This is a genomic window from Vibrio ouci (assembly GCF_004551525.1).
GTDB lineage: Bacteria > Pseudomonadota > Gammaproteobacteria > Enterobacterales > Vibrionaceae > Vibrio > Vibrio ouci.
Genome location: NZ_SATR01000005.1, coordinates 19,950 through 40,713, shown reverse-complemented (window position 1 = coordinate 40,713; position 20,764 = coordinate 19,950). Strand labels below are relative to the sequence as shown.

Here is a 20,764-nt window from a genome sequence, read left to right as displayed (position 1 = left end):
GAATTTTTAATTGAGATAGCAGCGCGCTCTAATAAGGATACATCGTTTTGTTTAACTCGTTTAGTTCAAAACTATACATATATCTTTCATTGCTCCTCTCTTTGGTGTCTATGCAGGCCTACGCTGCAGAAATTGAGGTGTCGGTTTCTTCTACAACTGCTACCTATCAAAACGGTCAGAGCATTGATTACACGATCACTGTAAAGAACACGACGGCGAAAACACTTCGAGACGTCTCGATTAAAGATCCGCTTTGGGACGAACAAGCAGACGGTGAAACTGGAAAAGTAAAAGCATTTAGTTCACTAACCATTATACCTTCAAACAGTTGGGGCTCGAATCCGGGCAGTTTTATCGCAAGTGATGCAAACCTTGATGTAAATGATGCGGTACTTTTGCCCTTTGGCAGCATTGACTTTCTAGTTCAGGCAACAGTGAGTAATGATGTTGTCGGTATCATTGAACTGGGTGATACGGTAGTAGCGGCAGATATTGACGGTGATGGGAGTGCAGAAACCTTTACTCCTGCGACTAAGAGTACTTACAATCCCGTCCCGTACCAGTATGAAATGAATCTTTCAGTCGACAAGTCTCAATATCAAGTGGGAGATTCGCTGACCTATACGCTAGAAGTGGTCAATACTGGCAGCTATTTAGTACAAAACCTCTCAATCGATCAGCTGTTTACTTCACTCAGTGTCGAGGATATGAGCGGTGGCACATCTTCACCGTTTGCTAGTGTTGAAATTAGTGGCAAGAAATCGGGAACTCATAGTGATTTAGGTTCATTTACAACCAGTGGAGACCTGCAAGTTACCGGCGCTTCTATCGCTAAAGATGAAAAGCTCATCTACACGATCACAACGACAGTAAACAACAATGTAGTAGGGGATATCATCACCTCGGCTAAAAGCCACACTAAAGATGGTGATGTAGATAGTGATGAACTGACAACGCCCCCAGCCCAGCCACAAGTTTCAATAGAACACACTATTAGTAAAACAAGTGCCTACTTAGTCAATGGTGAACGTGTCTTTACCATTAAGGTAAGTAACGCGGGCCTAGGTATCGCGCACAACTACCATGTTAAGCAGAATATTGCTGATCTTGTCTCTAACTTAGGCCTAGGTAATAGCCTTAAGGCAGAGCATGATTCGACAGATGTGAGTGGTAACCCGTTTGGTAACTGGAGCATTGACGTTACTGACGCAGGTGTTAACAGCCAGTCAAATTACAAAGACAATGGCACGCTAGATAATGTCCCTTTTGATGATACTGTTTCTTTATTTCCCGGCGAATCTATTACGTATGAAGTAAAAGCGACGATCTCCCCCGTTGCTATTGGTGTGGTCCAAGGTGCAAATGCAGGAGTGTATGATTCATCAGATGCGCTGATTCAAGATGCCCAGATTTCTAAAACCTTTACAGCTGAGCGAACACTCAATGTTGACGATCCCGAGATCAAAATCGTCAAAACGACTAAAGACACTCAGTATGTTCCAGGTGAAACGGTTGATTACGAAATTAAAGTAAAGAACTCTTCGTCGAAATATTTTGCCAACGACTTATTGGTTGTTGATGACTTAGGCTGTGTGCAGACCGAACAAGCGGCAGGCGCGGGGCAGGGCCAAGCGTTCAAGCGATGGAAACTAGAGCCAGTTAGCGCAGAAGATGACCAAGGAACCGATCCAGGCAAATATAACTACGGTTCTTGGGTGACGAGTCCTGTTACGGTGTCACCTGATATTGCTCCGGGTAAGAGTATTACCTATAAGTTGACGGCAGAAGTTAATGAATCGAGTGTTGGCCTGATTATCGACAATAATCCGGCTTGTAGCGACAACGTGACTGAAGATGGTTCCGGTGTTCAAATGCCTGATGATAACCTTCGCGCAAGTAAAGATGTCGACAGCCGTTTCTATTCAGCGGGCGATGTCCTTACCTATACCATTCGCATTGATAATGATGGTGATGGTTTTGCCGATCAAGTTTCTGTCGTCGATAAACTCAGTGAAGTGAAGACCACTTCGGTTTTTGGCCCAGATGTTAACGCTTATAAAACTTGGACGATCACTGGAGAGGCTTTCCGCAGTGATGGCTCATCAGCTACAGCTTCGGTTACTGGTATTACGGGATCAATCACAGATGTTGATCTTGATGTCAAAGCAACACTTGAGCCTCATAGTTACATCATCTACACAGTTGTCGCGAAAATTAATCCAATAGCGAATGGGCATATTCAGAATAGTGTGACCGTTGATGGTTCTGTCTATGCAGACCGCGGTTCAGACCCAAAAGACTTTAAGATAGGGTTAAACAAGACAGTAAAAACCAATCGTGACTCAGGCTTTCATTCTGAGCGCACCAGTTACTCTAAATTAGACAATGAGATCATTTACAAAATCCACCTAAAAAATGCCAAAGGCAATGGCTATGCGACCAATGTAAAATTGGTGGATGAAATATCTAAGATATCAGCAGGGTTATTGGAGCCGGACAGCAGCTCAAAACAGGTGTTTTCCTCATGGTCCATTGGGGCTGAAATTCTGTCCGATGACCCAGATTTAGTTGGTAATGGTGCAGTAACGAAAGTCGGTGATTTTGAAGATAATAAAGATATCAACCTTACTGCTCAAATCGCCCCGAATACCGAGGTTGTCTACACCATTATCGCTCAAATCGATCGCTCTGTAAGTGACGAGATTATCTATAAGAAGTTCGATAATACGGCGACCATTGAGACACCTGATTCTGATTCACAGAGTGGCGCGTCTGATACTGCTACCGTGCCCCCTAAAGCACCTGATGTGGTTGTTGTTAAAACGACCAAAGAGAATCAGTTTTTCCCGGGACAATATGTCGAATTTGATGTGACGGTTTATAACCGCGGCGCAGGTTATGCGAATGAAGTGGCAGTGAAAGATGATATCATTGGTATGGATGCATTTTCTAGCTGGACGATTACTGCTAGCACCGACAGTAACAATACTACCTACAAAACAGGTAGTTATGCGGGGAGTCCATCTAACTATCCTACAAATGGTAACATCAATACCAAAATCGATATCGATCCTAAAACATCTGATGGCCCCGGTTTTGTTAAATATACGATTCGAGGCTTGGTCAAAAATGACTATAAAAATGACGAAATCTCAAACACAGTTGAAATTCATGATCCAGTCAACAACCTAGACCAATCTGCATCAGCAGAAATTGGTGATAGTGGTGATGCTAAGCTTAACGTTTCAATCCTGAAAACTGCAGACCGAACCCAGTTTGTCCCAGGTGAAGACGTGACGTACTTTATCACTTTGCAAAATAACAGTGATAATGATGCGACCTCGCTTAAGCTAGGCGATCCCCTAACGGAAATTCGTTCAGTACTTGCCAATAATAAGAACAATCACTTTGCTGATTGGCACAATCAATCGCCGTTTGAATATTGGCAATTTGACTACGCTGATGGGGCAGGTTGGCAGCCACAAACCAATAAAGATCTTATCTATCCAGAAGCTGACGATGAGACTTTCTCATTAGCGTCAGGTGAAATCCGTACCTTTAAGATCAAGGCTCACGTTAAAGATAATGTGATCGGCACTGACGATGGCCTTGGTTTAAAACAAATCATCGTGAATGATGCGTATATTTTCCGTGACTATAATCTTGTCACCGAGCAGTCGCATGTCTCTCACCATGAGATGCAGAGAGTGGATAGTGGCGGCGCAGTGACTCGTACATTATTGGTTAATGGCAAAGATAGTCGAAACTATGCGCCGGGTGACACGTTAACCTATAAAGTAAAAGTCTCTTCTAACCGTGGTTACTACAACAACCACCGTGTATTCGAAGACATCGAAGGCGTCAGCGTGTTGTTGCTTGACGGCACTAAAGCTAATCCATTCAACGACACGTTTTCTGTCTCCGTAACCAAAGATGACGCGAATGGAGGGGATGGCACAACTGATGGCACCTTGGATGGTGTTGTCGAAGATAACAAGAACATCGATACCACGATTGATGTCGCTGGAGGTGATTACGTACTTTACACCGTAGAAGGTGTCGTACGTGGTGATGCGTCAGGTGATATTACGATTGGCGGCATTACTGTTGAACCTTACGACTACCATTTAACCTTCAGTAAAACGGTAGAACAGAAAAACTACCAACCGGGTCAACCGCTAACCTATCACCTGACGATCAAGAATGATGGTAAAGGTGGCGCTTACTCGATTCCTGTTGAAGATAAAATCTCAGATATTACTACAACGATGCTTGATGGCTCTGATGATATCGCCTTCCCATATGGTTGGACAATCGAACCTAAAGTACTAGGGGGTAGTCCATACGCTGAAGTGGATTTAGATGGAACGCTCAAAGATAACGCAGATATTGAAACTAGTTTCTCCGTTCCTGCGGGTGAAACTATCGATTATGTAGTGACCGCAGTCGTCAACAAAAATGCGGTAGGTAATATTGTCAACTTACTTAAGGTTGATGGTGATACTGTGAGCGCGGAATCGAAGCCTGATACTGAGAAATATGACTTCGAAAAACACCTAACCAAGTATTTAGACCAAGATGGTACAACCGAATTGTCCGGCGGCTACACGCCGGGTGGTTACTTGGTGTATGAAATTACGCTTAGAAACCTGCATAACGTTCACCTAAAAGACATTCCGATTGTCGACGATATTAAAGGTATTACCACCGACTACTATGATGGCTCGATTGGTCAAGCTTTTGATTCGTGGACGATTACTACTGACGTTGATAACAGTAAATTATCCAACGCGGGTACTGTCAGTGACAATAACAATATTGATACGCAGTTTGACTTAGCGGGTAGTGACTTTGGGAGTGATGGCAGTGGTACGTTTATTAAGTACACCATCAAAGCAAAGATCTCTGAAAAAGCGGTTGGCCCTATCCAGAACAGAGCCAAAGTCGATGGTAAACATAACTTAGATTCAGAGCGTGCGGATATGCTAGCTGCAGGGCTGAAGAAATCACACTTCGCCTATACCGATGATAGCTTAAGTACTAAGAAGCAGACGTATAACTTTGACCCATCAAGCCATGGCGCAGTCGTGGTCTACAAACTGCGTCTAGAAAATGATGGTAAGGGTACTGAGTACGGCGCATCGCTGAAAGAAGAGTTCTCGAAAATTCAAAGTCGACTGGCGCAGAATGCAGCAGGTGAAAGTGATGATCAAACAGGCCCCGTGTTTGATGAGTTTGGCTGGAACGTTTCGGTTACGCAGTCTCCTGAGCTTGTAACGACGATCGGCACCTTTACTGGTGGCAATAATGTAGATATCGATATCCCAGAGCTTTCAATTGCTCCGGGCGGTTGGATTGAGTTTATTATCGAAAGTGAAATTCGCCATGATGCTTTAGAGGATGTCGTTGCGACACCGCACTACAACGGTTCAGCCTTCGGTCAGTCCACAATTAAACCTGACGCTCAAAATTTGCATGTAGAGAAGAAAATTGTCTCTATTGGTGGTCGACCATATAAAAATGGCGATACCTACAAGCCAGGCGAAGAGGTTGTTTACCTTTTAGATGTGGATAACAAAGCTAAGGTTTGGACCGATCAGACTCGAATACAAGATATTGTTTCTAATATTCAGGTTGAAATACTTGGCGGTTCGACAGAGCAAGCATTTAGTACGTTTTCTATTAGCGATCCAATTTCCCTAGGAATTGTGCCGAAGGGTGAGACCTACTTACCGCCGTATGATGCAAACAGTGACTTAGACGTGACGACAGACATTGGTCCAGCAGAAGATATTCAGTTCACGATCAAAGGGACAATCAGAGACGATGCACTAGGCGATATTGACGCGAACAACGCCAGTGCTGGGGGTAAAAATGTTCATACTCCAGTGATCCCACCTGTGGCGCCTAACTTAGTATTCGAAAAGTTGGTAACCAATACCACTGCAGATGGCGGTAGCTGTTCGTTCCCATCGAACACTGGTGCTGGGTGTGAATACAATCCAAGCGGACAAGTTAGCTATACCATTTCTGTTGAGAATACTGGTGAAGGTATTGCCAACGATGTCGCGATCATAGACAAACTAAATTCGATTGTGACCTCTACTGGGGCAAAAGCGTTTAGCAGTTTATCAACCACTGTACTTGAGCAGCCAAGTACAGACCGTTTCTCTATTTCGGGTAACTACTCTGGCAGTAAGCCTCTTGATGCAACGTTCGACTTAATGCCGGGTGACAAGGTGGTATTTGGCTTATCGGGCAGTGTTGATGATGATGCAACGGGTACGATTACTAATGTAGCAACCGTTGGTGGCAAGGATTCGAATGTCATCGTATTAGGGCAGGGTGATGCAGAGATTCTTGCGTCTAAGAGCACGGATACACCAACTTATGTTCCGGGTGGTGAAGTACGTTACACCATGTATATTGCCAACAAGGCTGACACCAATGCGGATGTCAAAGTAGAAGATGCGATCTCGAAGTTCTTAGTTGAAACAGCTGATGGCACTATGCAAACCGCTTTGAAGTCTTGGACCACAACCGTGACCTTTGTGAGCAATGTTGGCGCTGCTCACAATGATGCAAGTGCTATCCAAACGACAGGTGATATTGACGCGATTGTTAAGTTAGGTGCAGCCACTCCGACAGAACCTACGGTTCTAAAAATCGACGTGGTTGGTAATGTACGTGATGACGCAGTGGGCAAGTTTGGCAACACGCTGTATGTCGATAGTAAACAATATGACTTGAAGCAGCACTATATCTACCCAGAACCGGGTGGCTTATCAGTCAGTAAAGAAGCTTCGATTTCACCTGCGGTTTATGCGCCAGGCGACAAGATAGGCTTTGATATCACGATCGAAAATACCGGTGTAGGTTACCTACAAAACTTAACCGTCGAAGACTTAGTAAAAAATATCGGCAGCGAAGTGGTGGGGACCCCTCGACCAGGCAGAGTGTTTGAGTCATGGGATAGCGCGAGTAGCTCGATAAACATCGTAGATTCAGGTGCAAGTGCTTCACACGTCATCTCGCAGACCGACTTCGATAGTGCTGATAGCTTTAAGGGTGAGTATCAGTTAGCGCCTGGGTCGAAGATTCAACTGCATCTTGAAGGCATCGTCAAAAACAATGTTATTGGTGAAATTACCAACAAGGTGAGTGTTGCTGCTAACGGCGTTAATGAAGTGACTGATAGTGCAACTTATTTGCCGATTGATGCTGAAGTGACGGTGTCAAAAGAGGTCGATAAAGACGTATACCAAGCTGAAGACGAACTGGTTTATACCATTGTATTAACCAATACTCAGCGTGTCTGGGCAACAGATGTTCAAGTGACAGACTTTGTTAACCGTATTAGTGCTGAAACAATTTACGGTAATACGATATCTGTCTTTAAGCCGGGCACAATTGATATCAGTGCAACGTCGGCTAAGGGCACAACAGTTCTCCCAGCACTTTCAGGTGAGTATATTAATAACATGGTCGATATTGCGCCTGAAGATGTGGTGACAGTCACCATCAAAGGTACATTAAAGCCAGAGATTATCGGTGAAGTGAAGAATGTCGTGGATGTCGAATATGACGGAAAATCATTGTCTGATGAAGCGATAAGTAAACCACTCATTCCTGAAATTTTGGTAACGAAAACGCCGATTGAAGAGTACTACACACCAGGTTCAATCAACGGCTTTGTTATTACGATTGAAAACAAAGACGCGGCATTTGCCAACGATATCGAGTTAGAAGATCTACTTTCAAAGATCATGGTAGAAACGGTAGATGGTGTCGATAAGCCAGCCTTTACTCATTGGGAGTACTCATTTAAAGCCAATGACCCGATGACGACAGTCGACTATAGCGGCACTTATGCATTGAATAGTGATATCAAGAATATAATCGACTTGGCGCCAAATGATACGATTACCTATACGGTACGCGGTAAAATAGATAGCCGTGCGATTGGCGACATTAATAATACTGCTAACGTGAAATACAACGGTAAAGACAGTTCAGCAAGCGCTGTGATCAAGCCGAAACCTGCAGATATTACTGTGACGAAAACAGCGGATAGAGAGTTCTATCAAGCTGGTGAGCCCGCTCAGTTTGTGGTTACTGTAAGTAACCAAGGTGATGGCTTTGCTGACGATGTGGCGATTAAAGACATCATGAATGATGTTTTGGTTACTTTGGTTGATGGTAGTACTGGAACAGCATTTGAGAGCTGGACGATTAAGACCGAGCCAAGTGACGCCAATTCTAGCCTAACGGTTACGCCAAGTGGTAAGAACCCAGACATCGATACCCTCGCGGATATTGCGCCAAATAGTACGGTGACGTTCACTATTGATGGCATAGTTAACCGTTATGCGACGAGTGATATCCTCAATAACGTCACGGTTGATTTCGCAACTGATCCGCAAAAGAGTGCCGATGCGTTAATCAAACACCGCCCAATCTCACTGAAACTTGAGAAGTTTGTTGGTGAAACAGGCTCAGACACTGAAATGACTTACGAGCCGGGTAAGCCAGCAACGTTTAGAGTCATCCTGACTAACCAGAATGAAGCGTTTGTCGGCGGGATCCAACTGAAAGATCTGCTAGGTTCATTGGAAGTCGATACAGTGAATGGTGCTCGTGAGCCTGCGCTGGACTCTTGGTCTATTAAAGTCAACAAAGGCAATGAACTAACCACGATCTCGCCAGACCCTAGTGGTAATAATCGAGAGGTTGATTCTACGGTGAATATAGCGCCTAACGATGTGCTGGAACTTGTTATCACAGGGCAAGTAAACAGTTTCGCTAATGGCCAGATCGATAACAAAGCAAGTATGTTGGTTAATACAGGACGAGTGGACCGCTTTACTGCTGTGGCGAGTTTACTCCCTGAGCCTGACAACGTGATTATCACCGAAGAAGCGGATAACCCTATCTATAAAGCGGGTGAGCCAGCAACGTTCCGCGTCAAGCTATTTAACGATAGTAAGGGTTTTGCCAATGACGTGTTATTGAGAAACGCTATTTCGCGCATGAAGGTGCAGACTAAGCCTGATTTGTCGACTGGCGACAGAGAAGTGGTGAGCGCGTTTACCGATTGGAAGATCGAAGCGAAGAGCAATGACCCTCGCTCAAACATCAACGCTGGTACTTTGTCAGACAACAATGATATTACCATTGGAGGCGATATTGCTCCGGGCGATACGGTTGAGATTGCGATTACCGGTACTACCGACCCACGTGCGATGGGTGAGATTGTCAATACGTCATTCAAGATCGATGAATCGGATGCTGCGCCAGCGCCTGCTCCGTCAACCCGAGATGCGAGAAACGCTAGCATAGAGTCGGTAAGTGCTATGATCACGCCGAGAGCCGTTAGCTTCATCGTCGATAAAACCACCACTAAGGGTGAGAATGCGCAATATACTAACGATGATTCAGAGCTTACTTATGTATTGAAAGTAAGTAACCAAGGTTCATCAGCCATTACAGGAACTAAGATGGTCGATGAAATTAGTAAGCTTGCGGGCACTAACGGTAACCCTCTGTTCACATCGTGGAAAATGAGCATTGTTGAATGGCCGACAGGACAAAATAAAGGCGAGTTTACTGATAAGGATCTCTTGCTTCCTGACAGTGGACCTTCATTAGACCTGCTGCCATACATGGGCAATGGCTATGAAATTACTATTACAGGCCAGTTAAACAAAGGCTTAGATGACAATATAACCAATACCTTTACTGTGACAGACCCTGCAACCGGGACCAGTGCTTCGGATGATGTAACCATCCATGTGAAGAAGTTTGCGGATAATGAAGGTGAGTTAGAAGTTACCAAGGAAGCGCTACAAACTGACGCTCAAGTTGGTGATGTTGTCGAGTACGAAGTGACTATCTTCAATAACAATGAGTCAGAGTTCAAAGATGTCAAACTTGTCGACCGTTACCCATCAGGATTTGCGTATGTTCCGGGTTCTACCGAACTAGTAAACAGCGGGCCAGACGGTGAGTTTGATACTGGCGATGACGTGATTAAAGTTGATGATCCTGCGGTAACAAACAGCTTAACCTTCAATGTTGGTGACATGTTGGCGTATGGCAATGGTGAGAAAACCATTACTGAGAAAGTGCGCATTCGTTACCTATTAAGGGTTTCGGTCGGAGCAACATTTGGTAAATATGTAAACTCAGCGGTAGCAATGTCTCCACCAGAAGGTCAAACATCTGGAGCATTGGAAGAAAAATCCAACACGGCGACGGCAACCGTTGAAGTCTTGCCGGACAAAGTTTTCGATACCGCATCAATCATAGGTAAGGTATTTGAAGATCATAACCAAGATGGATTCCAGGCAGATGCCACTGCGTTTGATGTGATTGTGACAGCAAATATCTCACATAAAGATTATATCGGTGGTACCACTGTGGTGATTCAAGATGGTAGAGAGGTTCGTCTTTCTGACACTGAACACGTGGAAACGAAAGAAGAAGCAGAGCTGTATCAACACAACTATTCCCACGATAGTCGTTCGAATAGAAAACTGAAGCAATATGATTCTGCGTTGGTGAAAGGGTATGAGATAGATAAGCTATTTGGCCTGTCGCAAAACCGCACGCTACCAAAGAGCAACAAGGCAGTGTTCCAGTTTGAAACGCGTAGCGACAAAGGCTTCACCTTTAGCGTGGTAACCGATTCTGGTACGCGAATCATGTTTGATAGAAGTGGCGAAATAACCAGCCATTATGTAGATGATAAAAAAGATGGGCTGTCGGCTGAAAACCTAGATGTTACGCGCAACCTATATAGAGATGGTGACCATTATCTGTGGGAGATTGTGATTGAAAACAAGGGTATTTATGAAGATGGTATTCCTGGCGTTCGATTATTGACTGTTGAAGGTATTGTTATCGAAACGGACCAATATGGGCGTTACCACGTACCGGATCAGTGGGTACTGGATAAGAAAGGTAAGAACTTCTTAGTGAAAGTCGATACCGACTCTTTGCCGACGGGAATGAAGGTCATCAGTGAAAACCCACGTGTTCAACGAATTTCACCTAACAAACTAACGAAATTCAACTTTAGTGTTGCGACAGAGGAAGATTAATTCATGCTAAATCAGACAAGTACAATGAGTGAACCAGTATGAAGGCGCTAAAGTTGAGTCGTATTGCTATCTGCGTTGCTGCTGCTATTCCTGTAATAGTTGCTGCAAAAGATACCAGTAAACTAGAAAAGCTTGATACTGACACAACGGGTATCGAAGTCGAGTTACATCAGCAAGAAGACAGTTCGCGAATTTATCTCAAAGAAGGTGCGATTTGGGCGAGCCGTGATATCACACGTTTTGAGCCAGTTCTAGATGTGAGTGTTGGTGATGAGCTAGAAGTGGACCAAGGGAAGCTAGCCGATAGCGTTAACTTTACCATTAGCTCGAACTACAGCTACTACATGGATCGTTACCAGATCGAAATTTACCGTGGACGCGATCGCTCATTGTCTCAGCCTTTGAAGGTTTTGACAGGCACTGACGTTGCCAATGACATCGATGTTGAATGGGATGGTACGACGGATGTTGATTACCAGTTTAATGTCGGGGAGCAACTTCAGTTCCGCTTTAAAGCGTGGGATAAAGACGGCAACATGGATGTCACTACGATTGGTGTCATGGATCTGGTGACACAAGATTCCGAAATTGAACTTGATCGTAACGACAGCGAAGACGACCTATCGCGCAGTTTTGGCCGTGCGAAACTGATGCGCCATAACATCCCAACCAACTCTGGTTTGGCTAAGTTTATTGGTACTGGGCTAAAAGGCGTCGACAAAGTTGTTATTGGTGAAGATGAGTTTGATATCGAAGATGGTGAGCTGTACGCAGAACAGTTCTTGCCAGCAGATGCGTATATCTTCCCAACCAAAGTGGTGTTTGATAACGGTGATGAGCGCCGCTATCAGCTTTATGTACGTATTCCGGATACCTATTATGCTCAAGCTGGTTTGGCGGATATGTATATTGGTAAGAACCGAGTAACGGGTGACACCGGTGCACTTGGTGTTAACGATCAATATCAAGATGATGTCTACAACCAAGGGCGCATCGCCTATTTCAGCCAAGGTAAGTTTGGTGACAAGCTACGCCTAACCACACACTTTGATAGTAAAGATGGTCAAATCAAAGACATCTTTAAACATCCTTTTGCGGCTGACGATTCTGATGTATTCGATGTTCTAGAGGATGACGACGAACTCTATTACGGTGATTATGGTGATGGGGCGAATATTCATAAAGTGGTCAACACCAAAGGTAAAGTCTACTTCGATCTTGAATATGATAAGTCTCAAGCTCTTTGGGGGAACTACAATACCGGAATTACGGGCACGGATAACAATGATTACAACCGAAGCTTGTATGGTTTTAAGGGCGATTATCGCACCCGTTCTACCACCAAGTTTGGCGATGATCGATTAAACGTTGTCGGTTTTGCAGCCTCTGCTGAATCATCATTTGCTCACGATGAGTTCCTTGGTACAGGTGGCTCACTTTACTTCCTTCGCCACGGTGAAGTGGTTCCAGGCAGTGACAAAGTCTATGTTAAAGTAGTCAATAAAGATTCAGGTATCTCTGAAAAAGAAGTGCCGCTTCAGTCTGGTCGCGACTATGAAATTGACCCTTACCAAGGCCGAATCATTTTGATGCGTCCGCTAAACAACATTATCTCCGATAGCTTTGGCTCAGTGATTGATGATACGCCAACTGACGGCTACGAAAATTACTTAGCGGTTGATTATGAATATGTTCCTCAGGGCTCTGACATTAAGGACTCCATGACATACGGTGGCCGTATTAAAGGCTGGGCGAACGATTATATTGGTATTGGTGCAAACTACGTTTCGGAAGAAAAAGACGGTCAAGACTACGAAGCCTATGGTACTGACCTTACCTTAAGAGCAACGGAAGGTACCTACATCAAGGCGGAATTTGCCCAAAGTGAAGGACGTCAAACAGACTCTAACTTTGTTTCCTTCGATGGAGGTTTAACCTTTACTCCGATTGGTACCGATCTCGAAGAGCGCAAAGGAGACTCGATACAGGTTAAAGGTGTTGCAAACCTTTATGACATCGCACCTAACATTTTCGGTGTTGTCGGTAACGACATTAAAGCTTGGTACAAAGAGAAAGACGCTGGCTACAGCTACGCAAGCCAAAGTGATGATTTAGAACAGTTGTCGTATGGTACAGAGTTGCGTCTTCAAGCCACCGATCGTTTAAGTTTTGCTACTCGGTATACTTCGATTGAAGAAACTGACATTAACGGTGTGCAAGAAACCGATACCCAGCAGACGGAATTAGAAGCGCAGTTCAAAGTTACTGACCACATCAAAGTGTCGGCTGCCGGTAAGCAGGTGGATGAACTTAACCGAGAAAATGAAAAAGGTAAGGGGACACTGGCAGGTCTAAGAGCCGACTATATCTGGGATAGTGACAATAGTGTCTACGTGAAAGGTCAAACGACAGTCGATAAAACTGACCAGTATGACGACAACGACAGTGTGTCTGTTGGTGCAGAATTTAGAGTATTAGAAGATCTTACTCTTGGCGCTGAATACACAACAGGTGACCGCGGCGATGCAACGCAAGCGACAGCAAGTTATGACATTACCGATAGCTACACGACTTACGTAACTTATACCGACGATAACTATGAAGGAGAGAATAACGTTATTGTCGGCCAACGTGCTGACCTAACGTCTAACGTCGACTTCTACCAAGAAAACCAGTTTGTTGATGAGAACAATGGCAAAGGTCGTATTGATTCGTTTGGCTTTGGCTACGACATGACAGACGACATCGACTTCGGTATTGGTTACCAGCAAGGTGAGATAGAGAAAAAGAACGAGCTTGATCCAACGATTCTCGAAGTGACTGAGCGCAAAGCAGCGACCTTTACCGCGAGTATCGACATCGATGATGTGAGTTTGAAGCATAAACTGGAGTATCGTGTTGATAAAGGTAACGAAAATGTCGATCCAAGCCGTCGTCGAGTTGACCAGTTTGTCACAACCAACCGCTATACTCAGAACCTGACCGAAGAGTACACGCTGTTTGGTAAGTACAATTACTCGAAGTCTATTAGTAAAGACACCGATGAAACGTTAGCGCGTTTTGTTGAGGCGACAGGCGGGTTAGCATATCGTCCAATTTACAACGATCGCTTGAACTTGTTGAGCCGCTATACCTACATTGCCGATAAAGATAACTTAGATCGCGACGTAGACTACTCAGACGAAGAGTCGCATATCGTTGAAGTGGAAGGGATCTACTCTGTTAATGCTAAAGTCGATGTGGGCGCGAAGTACGGCCATAAAGACAAAAAAGAGACCTTTGAGCGCGCCTCTGGCAACAATGAAGTCGTTGAAAGTAACATTAACCTATACGGTTTGAGCGCTTCATACCATGTTATTAAAGAGTGGGACGTGACGGGTGAGTATCACTGGAAAACCGACACTCTAAACGATGAACTGGAACATGGTGCGCTGATATCAGTAAATAAACATTTATCAGATAACTTTAAAGTGGGTATTGGTTACAACTTCTCCGGTTTTGACAGTAACTTAGCTAATGATGATGACTATGATGCCAACGGTGTCTTTATTAACCTTGTCGGTAAGATCTAAAGGAATAACATGAGAAATAGATTCAGCGCGTTGGTGACAATCGCAGTTACCTTAGCAGTATCGGCGTGTTCAACGGATACCTATGTTAGCAAGGAAAACATCGATAAGTTTGGTGATCCGCTGGTGGAGAAGTTCTTAATTCGAGAATGTATCGTCCCTGAAAGGGATATTCGTATCGCGATGGCTTCTCACTTTGATTTTGATAAGGCTGAGCTGAACGAGCAAGATAAGCAGAGTATTGACCACCTTATTAGCGGTATTCGTAAGTTGCATGGTCAGATTTCGATTGTTGGCCACACCGATTATCAAGGCAGTGATGACTACAACATCAAGTTGTCACTACGTCGTGCTGAAGCGGTGAAAGCCTATATGCAATCACAGCTTGATGCGAGCCGATACGACTGGGAAGTGAAGTATTACGGCGAATCTAAGCCGTTGGTTGAAGGTCAGTCCAAACAAGCGAATGCAGAAAACCGCCGAGCGTATGTGGTGTTTGAACAAACTCAAACCCAACAAGAAAACGAGTTTTGTGCGCCGCCAGAACCTAAACGTAAAGTTTTTGTCGCAATGACCTCTCACTTTGATTTCGACAAAGCAGAGCTTAAGCAAGTTGATGAAGCGAGCTTAGATGAGTTTGCTAGCCAGTTGAGTGGTCTTAATGGTCGCGTATTGATTGCAGGTCATACAGACTACCAAGGATCAATCAGTTACAATGAAAAACTTGCTGAGCAAAGAGCTGAATCCGTATTGCAATATTTGCAAACCAAACTAGACCCTAATCAATTTGTGTGGGAAGTTAAGTCATTCGGGGAGCTAAACCCAGTAACGCAAGAGCAAGATTTGGACGCCAACGCGCTTAACCGCCGAGCCTTTATTGTTTTTAAGGAAGGCGATTTGCCAGATCTCAGCAGCGAGAGTAATGAGTAGAACCAATGGGGGCGATTAACGCCCCTTTTTAATAGCAGGAGCCGTACGTGGAGAAAGTACAAGCAGCCATCGATTTTCTTCTATCCCATAAACTTGTCTTTACCGCACTGGTTATCGTCCTTATCGCGATAACACGTCGTGTGATCTTATCCATGATTCGTGGTGATGTGGCTTTTGTCTCCGAAGAGCAGCGAAATTGGATGTCTCGGACCAAAAACGGCACCTTCATCATTACGGTGCTAGTGCTGTTTATTCTCTGGCAATCAGAGATTAATGAATTTGCGCTGTCGGTGACCGCGATTGCCGTTGCAATCGTTGTAGCGTCGAAAGAAATCATTTTATGTTTCACAGGCTCTATTCAGCGTGCAAGCTCTCGCTCATTTCGCATTGGTGATTGGATTGAAGTGGGCAAAATCTGTGGCGAGGTGATCGAGCACAATATGATGGCTACCGTCATCCAAGAGATTGATTTGTACCACGGCCAGTATCACTACACAGGTAAGACGGCCACATTGCCTAATAGCATGTTCTTCACTTACCCAGTGAAAAATCTCAATTTCATGAAGCGCTATGTTTACCATGACTTCGCTATCATCGTGCCTAAGTTCGTCAACCTGTACCCTCTGGTGCCACTCATGTTAGAAAAGATTGATGAACACACTAATTACTTCAATGAAGTAGCCAAACGCTACAATGCAATGATTGAGAAGCATGCTGGTGTCGATTTACCAGGCGCTGAACCTCATATCCATATCACGAGCGGTGGTACGGGTGAGCAAGTCGTGCACTTTATGCTGTTCTGCCCAACGGATAAGGCAACCCATCTAGAGCAAGAAATTCGTGCCGATTTCATGGCACTTTATGAGGAACGCTTTCCGTGTGAAGAGCAATCAAACTAAGGGATAAGTATGATTAACAAAATCGGTGAAACGGATATCAATCTTAAACATAAAGCGACTTGTCATTGCGGAGCGGTAGAGCTTGAGCTGACGTTACCCAATGGTATCGAAAATCCTCGTCGATGTGACTGTTCTATATGTCGTCGTAAAGGGGCCATCGTTGCTTCGGTAAAGCTTGATGGCATCCGGATTGTAAAAGGAAAAGAGGCGTTAAAGCTCTATCAATTTAATACCAACACAGCGAAGCACTTTTTCTGTTCACATTGCGGAATTTACACTCATCACCAGCGACGTTCGTTCCCAGATGAATATGGTTATAATGTTGGCTGCTTAGAAGGGGTGAACCCTTTCGATCTTGGTGAAGTTGTCACCAATGATGGCGTGAACCACCCCGCAGACCGTTAGAATCACTGCGATCAAGAGGATAAAATCAGACAACTCTTATTGATAGCAATTGCTTGTCGATACGATTAAATACTTGATTCGAAGTGTTTGTTGAAATGGAGTATGTTGCGCGCAATTGCCGATATGAGCTCAATCACTCAAGATGGAGCACAGCATAAGGAAAGCAACAACTCATTAAGGAACTGCTGTAAGTTCGGCAACAGTAGCGTGCAGGCAGGCACGCTGGTTATCGATATAATAACGGCTTAATAATTCCTTAATGTACAACAAATCGATTTATAACCTATTCACTAAGGTTTCCGAAAACGCATACCTAAATGGGCTATGTAATGTTTTCGTTATGCTCCTTCCCGTATCACTATTGTCAGCTTTTACCATGTTGATTGGTAACGGCTTATCTTGGTTTGGGTATACGTCACTTTCAGAACACTTAGTCTTTATCAGTACGCTTGTTTGGAAGCTATTTCCACTGTTGCTGCTGGTTTACTACGCCTTATTTCTATCTACGTTTCACAAAGTTTCGCGCACCATCATTGTGACGCCATCTATACTCGTGTACGTCATTTTAAGTAATGAGTGGGGGCTACTGCATGCTGGCTCAGTATTGCCAGCGAACTATCCACTAGCGATTGTAACCCCGCTGTTGGTGGCACTATCGGTTCGTTATATGACGAGACGACGAGTGTTTGTAAACAGTGAACTACCTAATGTCGTCGATCAGTCAATCAACCTTATTTGTGCGACGGTACTATTGGTCTTTGTTTATACAGTGATTGGCCACGTATTGGGTGCATGGTTTCAATCCTGTACTGACGTGAGCGCGCTGGTGCCAAAGCTAGGGGTATACTCACTGTTTGATGCGCTATGGTATGAACTTATTCGTAACTTGTTGTGGAGCATAGGCATTAATGGTCACATCATATTTTCGCCATTTAAAGCGGAATTGTACGAGCTGACCAGCAGCAGTTTTGCACTATACAAAGAGTGGGGAACCGACTTACCGATATTGACCAGTAACTTCTATGATATCTACGCAGGTATCGGCGGAGCGGGTAATACACTGAGCTTAGTGTTATGTATGCTCTTTTTTACTCGTAATAAAGGTTACCGGAACTTAGCGATCGCGACTTTAGTGTTGAGCATATTCAATATTAACGAGCCGATTTTGTTTGGGTTACCCGTCATATTTAACCCTGTGTTGATCATCCCATTTTTGCTTACTCCTTTGGTGGCGATCTGTATTGCTTACGTCGCTACGCTGTTGGGGATGGTTCCACCGATCTCGGAATTTGTCAGCTGGATGACCCCTGCATTTATTAGTGGATATTTGGCGACAGGCGAGCATATCAGTGGCGCATTATTGCAGTTTGTCATTGTTATTATTGGTATTGTGATTTACTTACCTTTCTTTAAGCAAATGGACAAGGTGATTGGTAGCCATGCGATCTTTTCTAAAGGCTCTTCTGACGAGTTCTTTAACTATGAATCGATAGGTGGTGGACGCAATGTTGCGCTGCTTCCTCATATGAGTAGTAACCTTGTTGCCCAGCGTCAAATTAGTAAATTGCAACAGGATGGGGAATTCGTCCTGTTCTATCAGCCTCAAGTTGATGTAGAGAGCAATAAAGTGAGCTCACTGGAGGTTCTTATCAGGCATAAAGCTGAGGATGGAACGATTACGCCACCGAGCTTTTTAGCGAGTTTTTCTAAACTTGGTCTGACGTCTGAACTCGATTTGTGGGTAATCCAGAAAGCACTGGATGAAGTCTCGCCGCTAGCGAAGGATGCGGAGTTTAAGGTTTCAATCAATGTATCGACAGAGACCTTCTTGATCCCGAGCTTCGCGACGACGGTGATTTCCTTGATTGAACAAAGTGCATTGGAATTCCATCAAGTTGAACTAGAGATTACCGAAGATCTGCTGATACAAGATGAGCAAGCGACTTGGGGCGTATTCCAACAACTGAAAGAACGCGGTATTGGTATCGCTTTGGATGATTTTGGCGCAGGGTATTCGTCGATTGGTTATTTAGGAAAATACGACTACGATAAAGTCAAAATTGATCGTTCTTTAGTCGTCAACTTAAAGCATCGTAATGGGCGAGAAATGTTCCGTCTAACTAGTGAAATAGTCAGACTGACTGGAGCGCAAATCGTTGTGGAAGGAGTGGAAGAGCAAGAGGAGCTAGAGTTTATTGCTGAGCAGGGCATTAAGCTGATTCAAGGCTACTACTTTTTCAAACCGATGCCATTCAATGAAGTGAGTGATTTGATAAGTTTGACGCATAGCCAAGACGTTATCTTGGCTTAATAACAAACCCCGGTATGAGCTACCGGGGTTTGTTGATTTTTAGCGCTGAGGGTAATATTTGTTCTTCATTTTTAGCGCAACATTGACGAGGGCGATCAATACAGGCACTTCAATTAAAGGACCGATAACACCCGCGAAGGCTTGATCTGAGTTGAGACCAAATACCGCAATACTTACTGCAATCGCTAGCTCGAAGTTATTACCAGTAGCGGTAAACGCAATAGAAGCGTTCTTGTCGTAATCGATGCCCATTTTTTTGCCGATAAAGAAGCTGACAAAGAACATCACAACAAAGTATATCGCTAGTGGAATTGCGACTCGGAAAACATCCATCGGCAACTCAAAGATCATCTCGCCTTTTAAGCTGAACATAAGCACGATAGTCGCAAGTAGGGCGATCAGAGTGATTGGTGAAATTCTTGGGATAAACACCTCGTTGTACCACTGCTCGCCTTTTAGTGCTGTAAGCCATTTACGGCTTAGGAAACCAGCCAAGAAAGGAATACCAAGATAGACTAAGACACTTTCTGCGATATCTAGCATAGAAATATCAACATCGAAGCCTTGGTAGCCGAGTACTGGAGGTAGAACCGTAATAAATAGCCACGCCATAAAGCTATAAGTCACAATTTGGAAGGCACTATTTAGTGCGACCAGTGCGGCACCATACTCTTTGTTACCTCCACCAATATCATTCCATACAAGCACCATAGCAATACAGCGAGCCAAACCAATCAGAATAATACCGACCATGTATCCCGGTTTGTCACCAAGGAATGTCAGCGCAAGGACAAACATCAAAATAGGGCCCACAATCCAGTTCATCACTAGCGAGAGGGTAATAGCTTTCTTATCTTTGCGGACCTTACCTAGCAGGCCGTAATTAACCTTAGCTAAAGGTGGGTACATCATCAGGATCAAGCCAATAGCCAACGGTATATTGGTACTACCGACTGACATTGACTCATTCCACTCAGCGACTTGAGGAAATAGCACCCCAATGCCAATACCAATGGCCATAGCGACAAAGATCCACACGGTCAGGTAGCGGTCTAGAAAGCCCATGTTGGTTGATGCGGAAGCTGATTTTTCATTGTTGGTTGCGACTTGTTGGTTCATGGCAACACTCTCTTTCGTTTATCGTCGAATGGCGATTGGTTGATTTTAAAATAAGGGAAGTAAGAACTTCCCGTGGTAATTAGCTAAATACTGAGCTTAACAGTTTAGAGAACTGCTCAATCTCAGGCATGTTAACGCGATAACATACTTTTGGTGGCATTGGTTCAGCAGTAATAAATCCGGCTTGTTTCAGTATTCTTAAATGCTCTGAAACTGTGGATTGCGCGAGGCCTAGTTCAGACACTAGATCACTATTCAAACAACCGCCCATTTTTTCCAAGTTGAGCAGGATTTTAATAATTCTGACTCTAGCCGGGTGAGAAATTGCCTTCGCTTGAGCTGCGAGATGAAGCTCTTGAGCACGTTCTTGTTCAGAAGACTCAAACGCTTTGCTGCTGGTGGTATTACACTGAGATTTAGTCATTCCCA

At 44.2% G+C, this 20,764-nt stretch carries 8 protein-coding genes; 6 read left to right on the top strand and 2 right to left on the bottom strand.

Annotated elements, in window-relative coordinates; translation table 11 throughout:
• Positions 1-110 precede the first annotated feature (110 nt).
• The 6 genes from ELS82_RS05130 to ELS82_RS05105 all read left to right on the top strand — a co-directional run bounded on the left by ELS82_RS05130 (position 111) and on the right by ELS82_RS05105 (position 19,216).
• The gene (locus ELS82_RS05130; RefSeq protein WP_244230756.1) at positions 111-11,102 is read left to right on the top strand and encodes a DUF11 domain-containing protein; all 10,992 of its coding nucleotides are present in this window, start codon (positions 111-113) and stop codon (positions 11,100-11,102) included.
• Between the two features lie 38 nt (positions 11,103-11,140).
• The gene (locus ELS82_RS05125; protein WP_134834506.1) at positions 11,141-14,674 is read left to right on the top strand and encodes a hypothetical protein; all 3,534 of its coding nucleotides are present in this window, start codon (positions 11,141-11,143) and stop codon (positions 14,672-14,674) included.
• Between the two features lie 9 nt (positions 14,675-14,683).
• Positions 14,684-15,601: an OmpA family protein gene (locus tag ELS82_RS05120; RefSeq protein ID WP_134834505.1), complete on the top strand. Its 918-nt coding sequence runs from the start codon at positions 14,684-14,686 to the stop codon at positions 15,599-15,601.
• Positions 15,602-15,648: 47 nt separating this feature from the next.
• Positions 15,649-16,500 carry a mechanosensitive ion channel family protein gene (locus ELS82_RS05115; RefSeq protein WP_134834504.1) on the top strand — a complete coding sequence of 284 codons (852 nt, stop codon included), beginning with the start codon at positions 15,649-15,651 and terminating at the stop codon, positions 16,498-16,500.
• A gap of 9 nt (positions 16,501-16,509) precedes the next feature.
• Entirely contained in the window at positions 16,510-16,905 is a 396-nt protein-coding gene (locus tag ELS82_RS05110; protein WP_134834503.1) for a GFA family protein, read from the top strand.
• Between the two features lie 259 nt (positions 16,906-17,164).
• Positions 17,165-19,216 (top strand): EAL domain-containing protein, encoded by a 2,052-nt coding sequence (locus ELS82_RS05105; RefSeq protein ID WP_134834502.1) that lies wholly within the window; start codon positions 17,165-17,167, stop codon positions 19,214-19,216.
• Between the two features lie 39 nt (positions 19,217-19,255).
• Here ELS82_RS05105 and arsB read toward each other — a convergent pair whose 3' ends face one another.
• Positions 19,256-20,335 carry an ACR3 family arsenite efflux transporter gene (gene arsB, locus ELS82_RS05100; RefSeq protein ID WP_134834501.1) on the bottom strand — a complete coding sequence of 360 codons (1,080 nt, stop codon included), beginning with the start codon at positions 20,333-20,335 and terminating at the stop codon, positions 19,256-19,258.
• Between the two features lie 79 nt (positions 20,336-20,414).
• Positions 20,415-20,759, bottom strand: coding sequence for an ArsR/SmtB family transcription factor (locus ELS82_RS05095; protein ID WP_134834500.1), 345 nt, complete (start codon positions 20,757-20,759; stop codon positions 20,415-20,417).
• Positions 20,760-20,764: the final 5 nt, after the last annotated feature.

Coding starts and splice junctions, on each gene's coding strand:
- ELS82_RS05110 (WP_134834503.1), top strand. CDS start 16,510: ATGATTAACAAAATCGGTGAAACGGATATCAATCTTAAACATAAAGCG.
- ELS82_RS05130 (WP_244230756.1), top strand. CDS start 111: ATGCAGGCCTACGCTGCAGAAATTGAGGTGTCGGTTTCTTCTACAACT.
- arsB (WP_134834501.1), bottom strand. CDS start 20,335: ATGAACCAACAAGTCGCAACCAACAATGAAAAATCAGCTTCCGCATCA.
- ELS82_RS05095 (WP_134834500.1), bottom strand. CDS start 20,759: ATGACTAAATCTCAGTGTAATACCACCAGCAGCAAAGCGTTTGAGTCT.
- ELS82_RS05125 (WP_134834506.1), top strand. CDS start 11,141: ATGAAGGCGCTAAAGTTGAGTCGTATTGCTATCTGCGTTGCTGCTGCT.
- ELS82_RS05105 (WP_134834502.1), top strand. CDS start 17,165: ATGTACAACAAATCGATTTATAACCTATTCACTAAGGTTTCCGAAAAC.
- ELS82_RS05120 (WP_134834505.1), top strand. CDS start 14,684: ATGAGAAATAGATTCAGCGCGTTGGTGACAATCGCAGTTACCTTAGCA.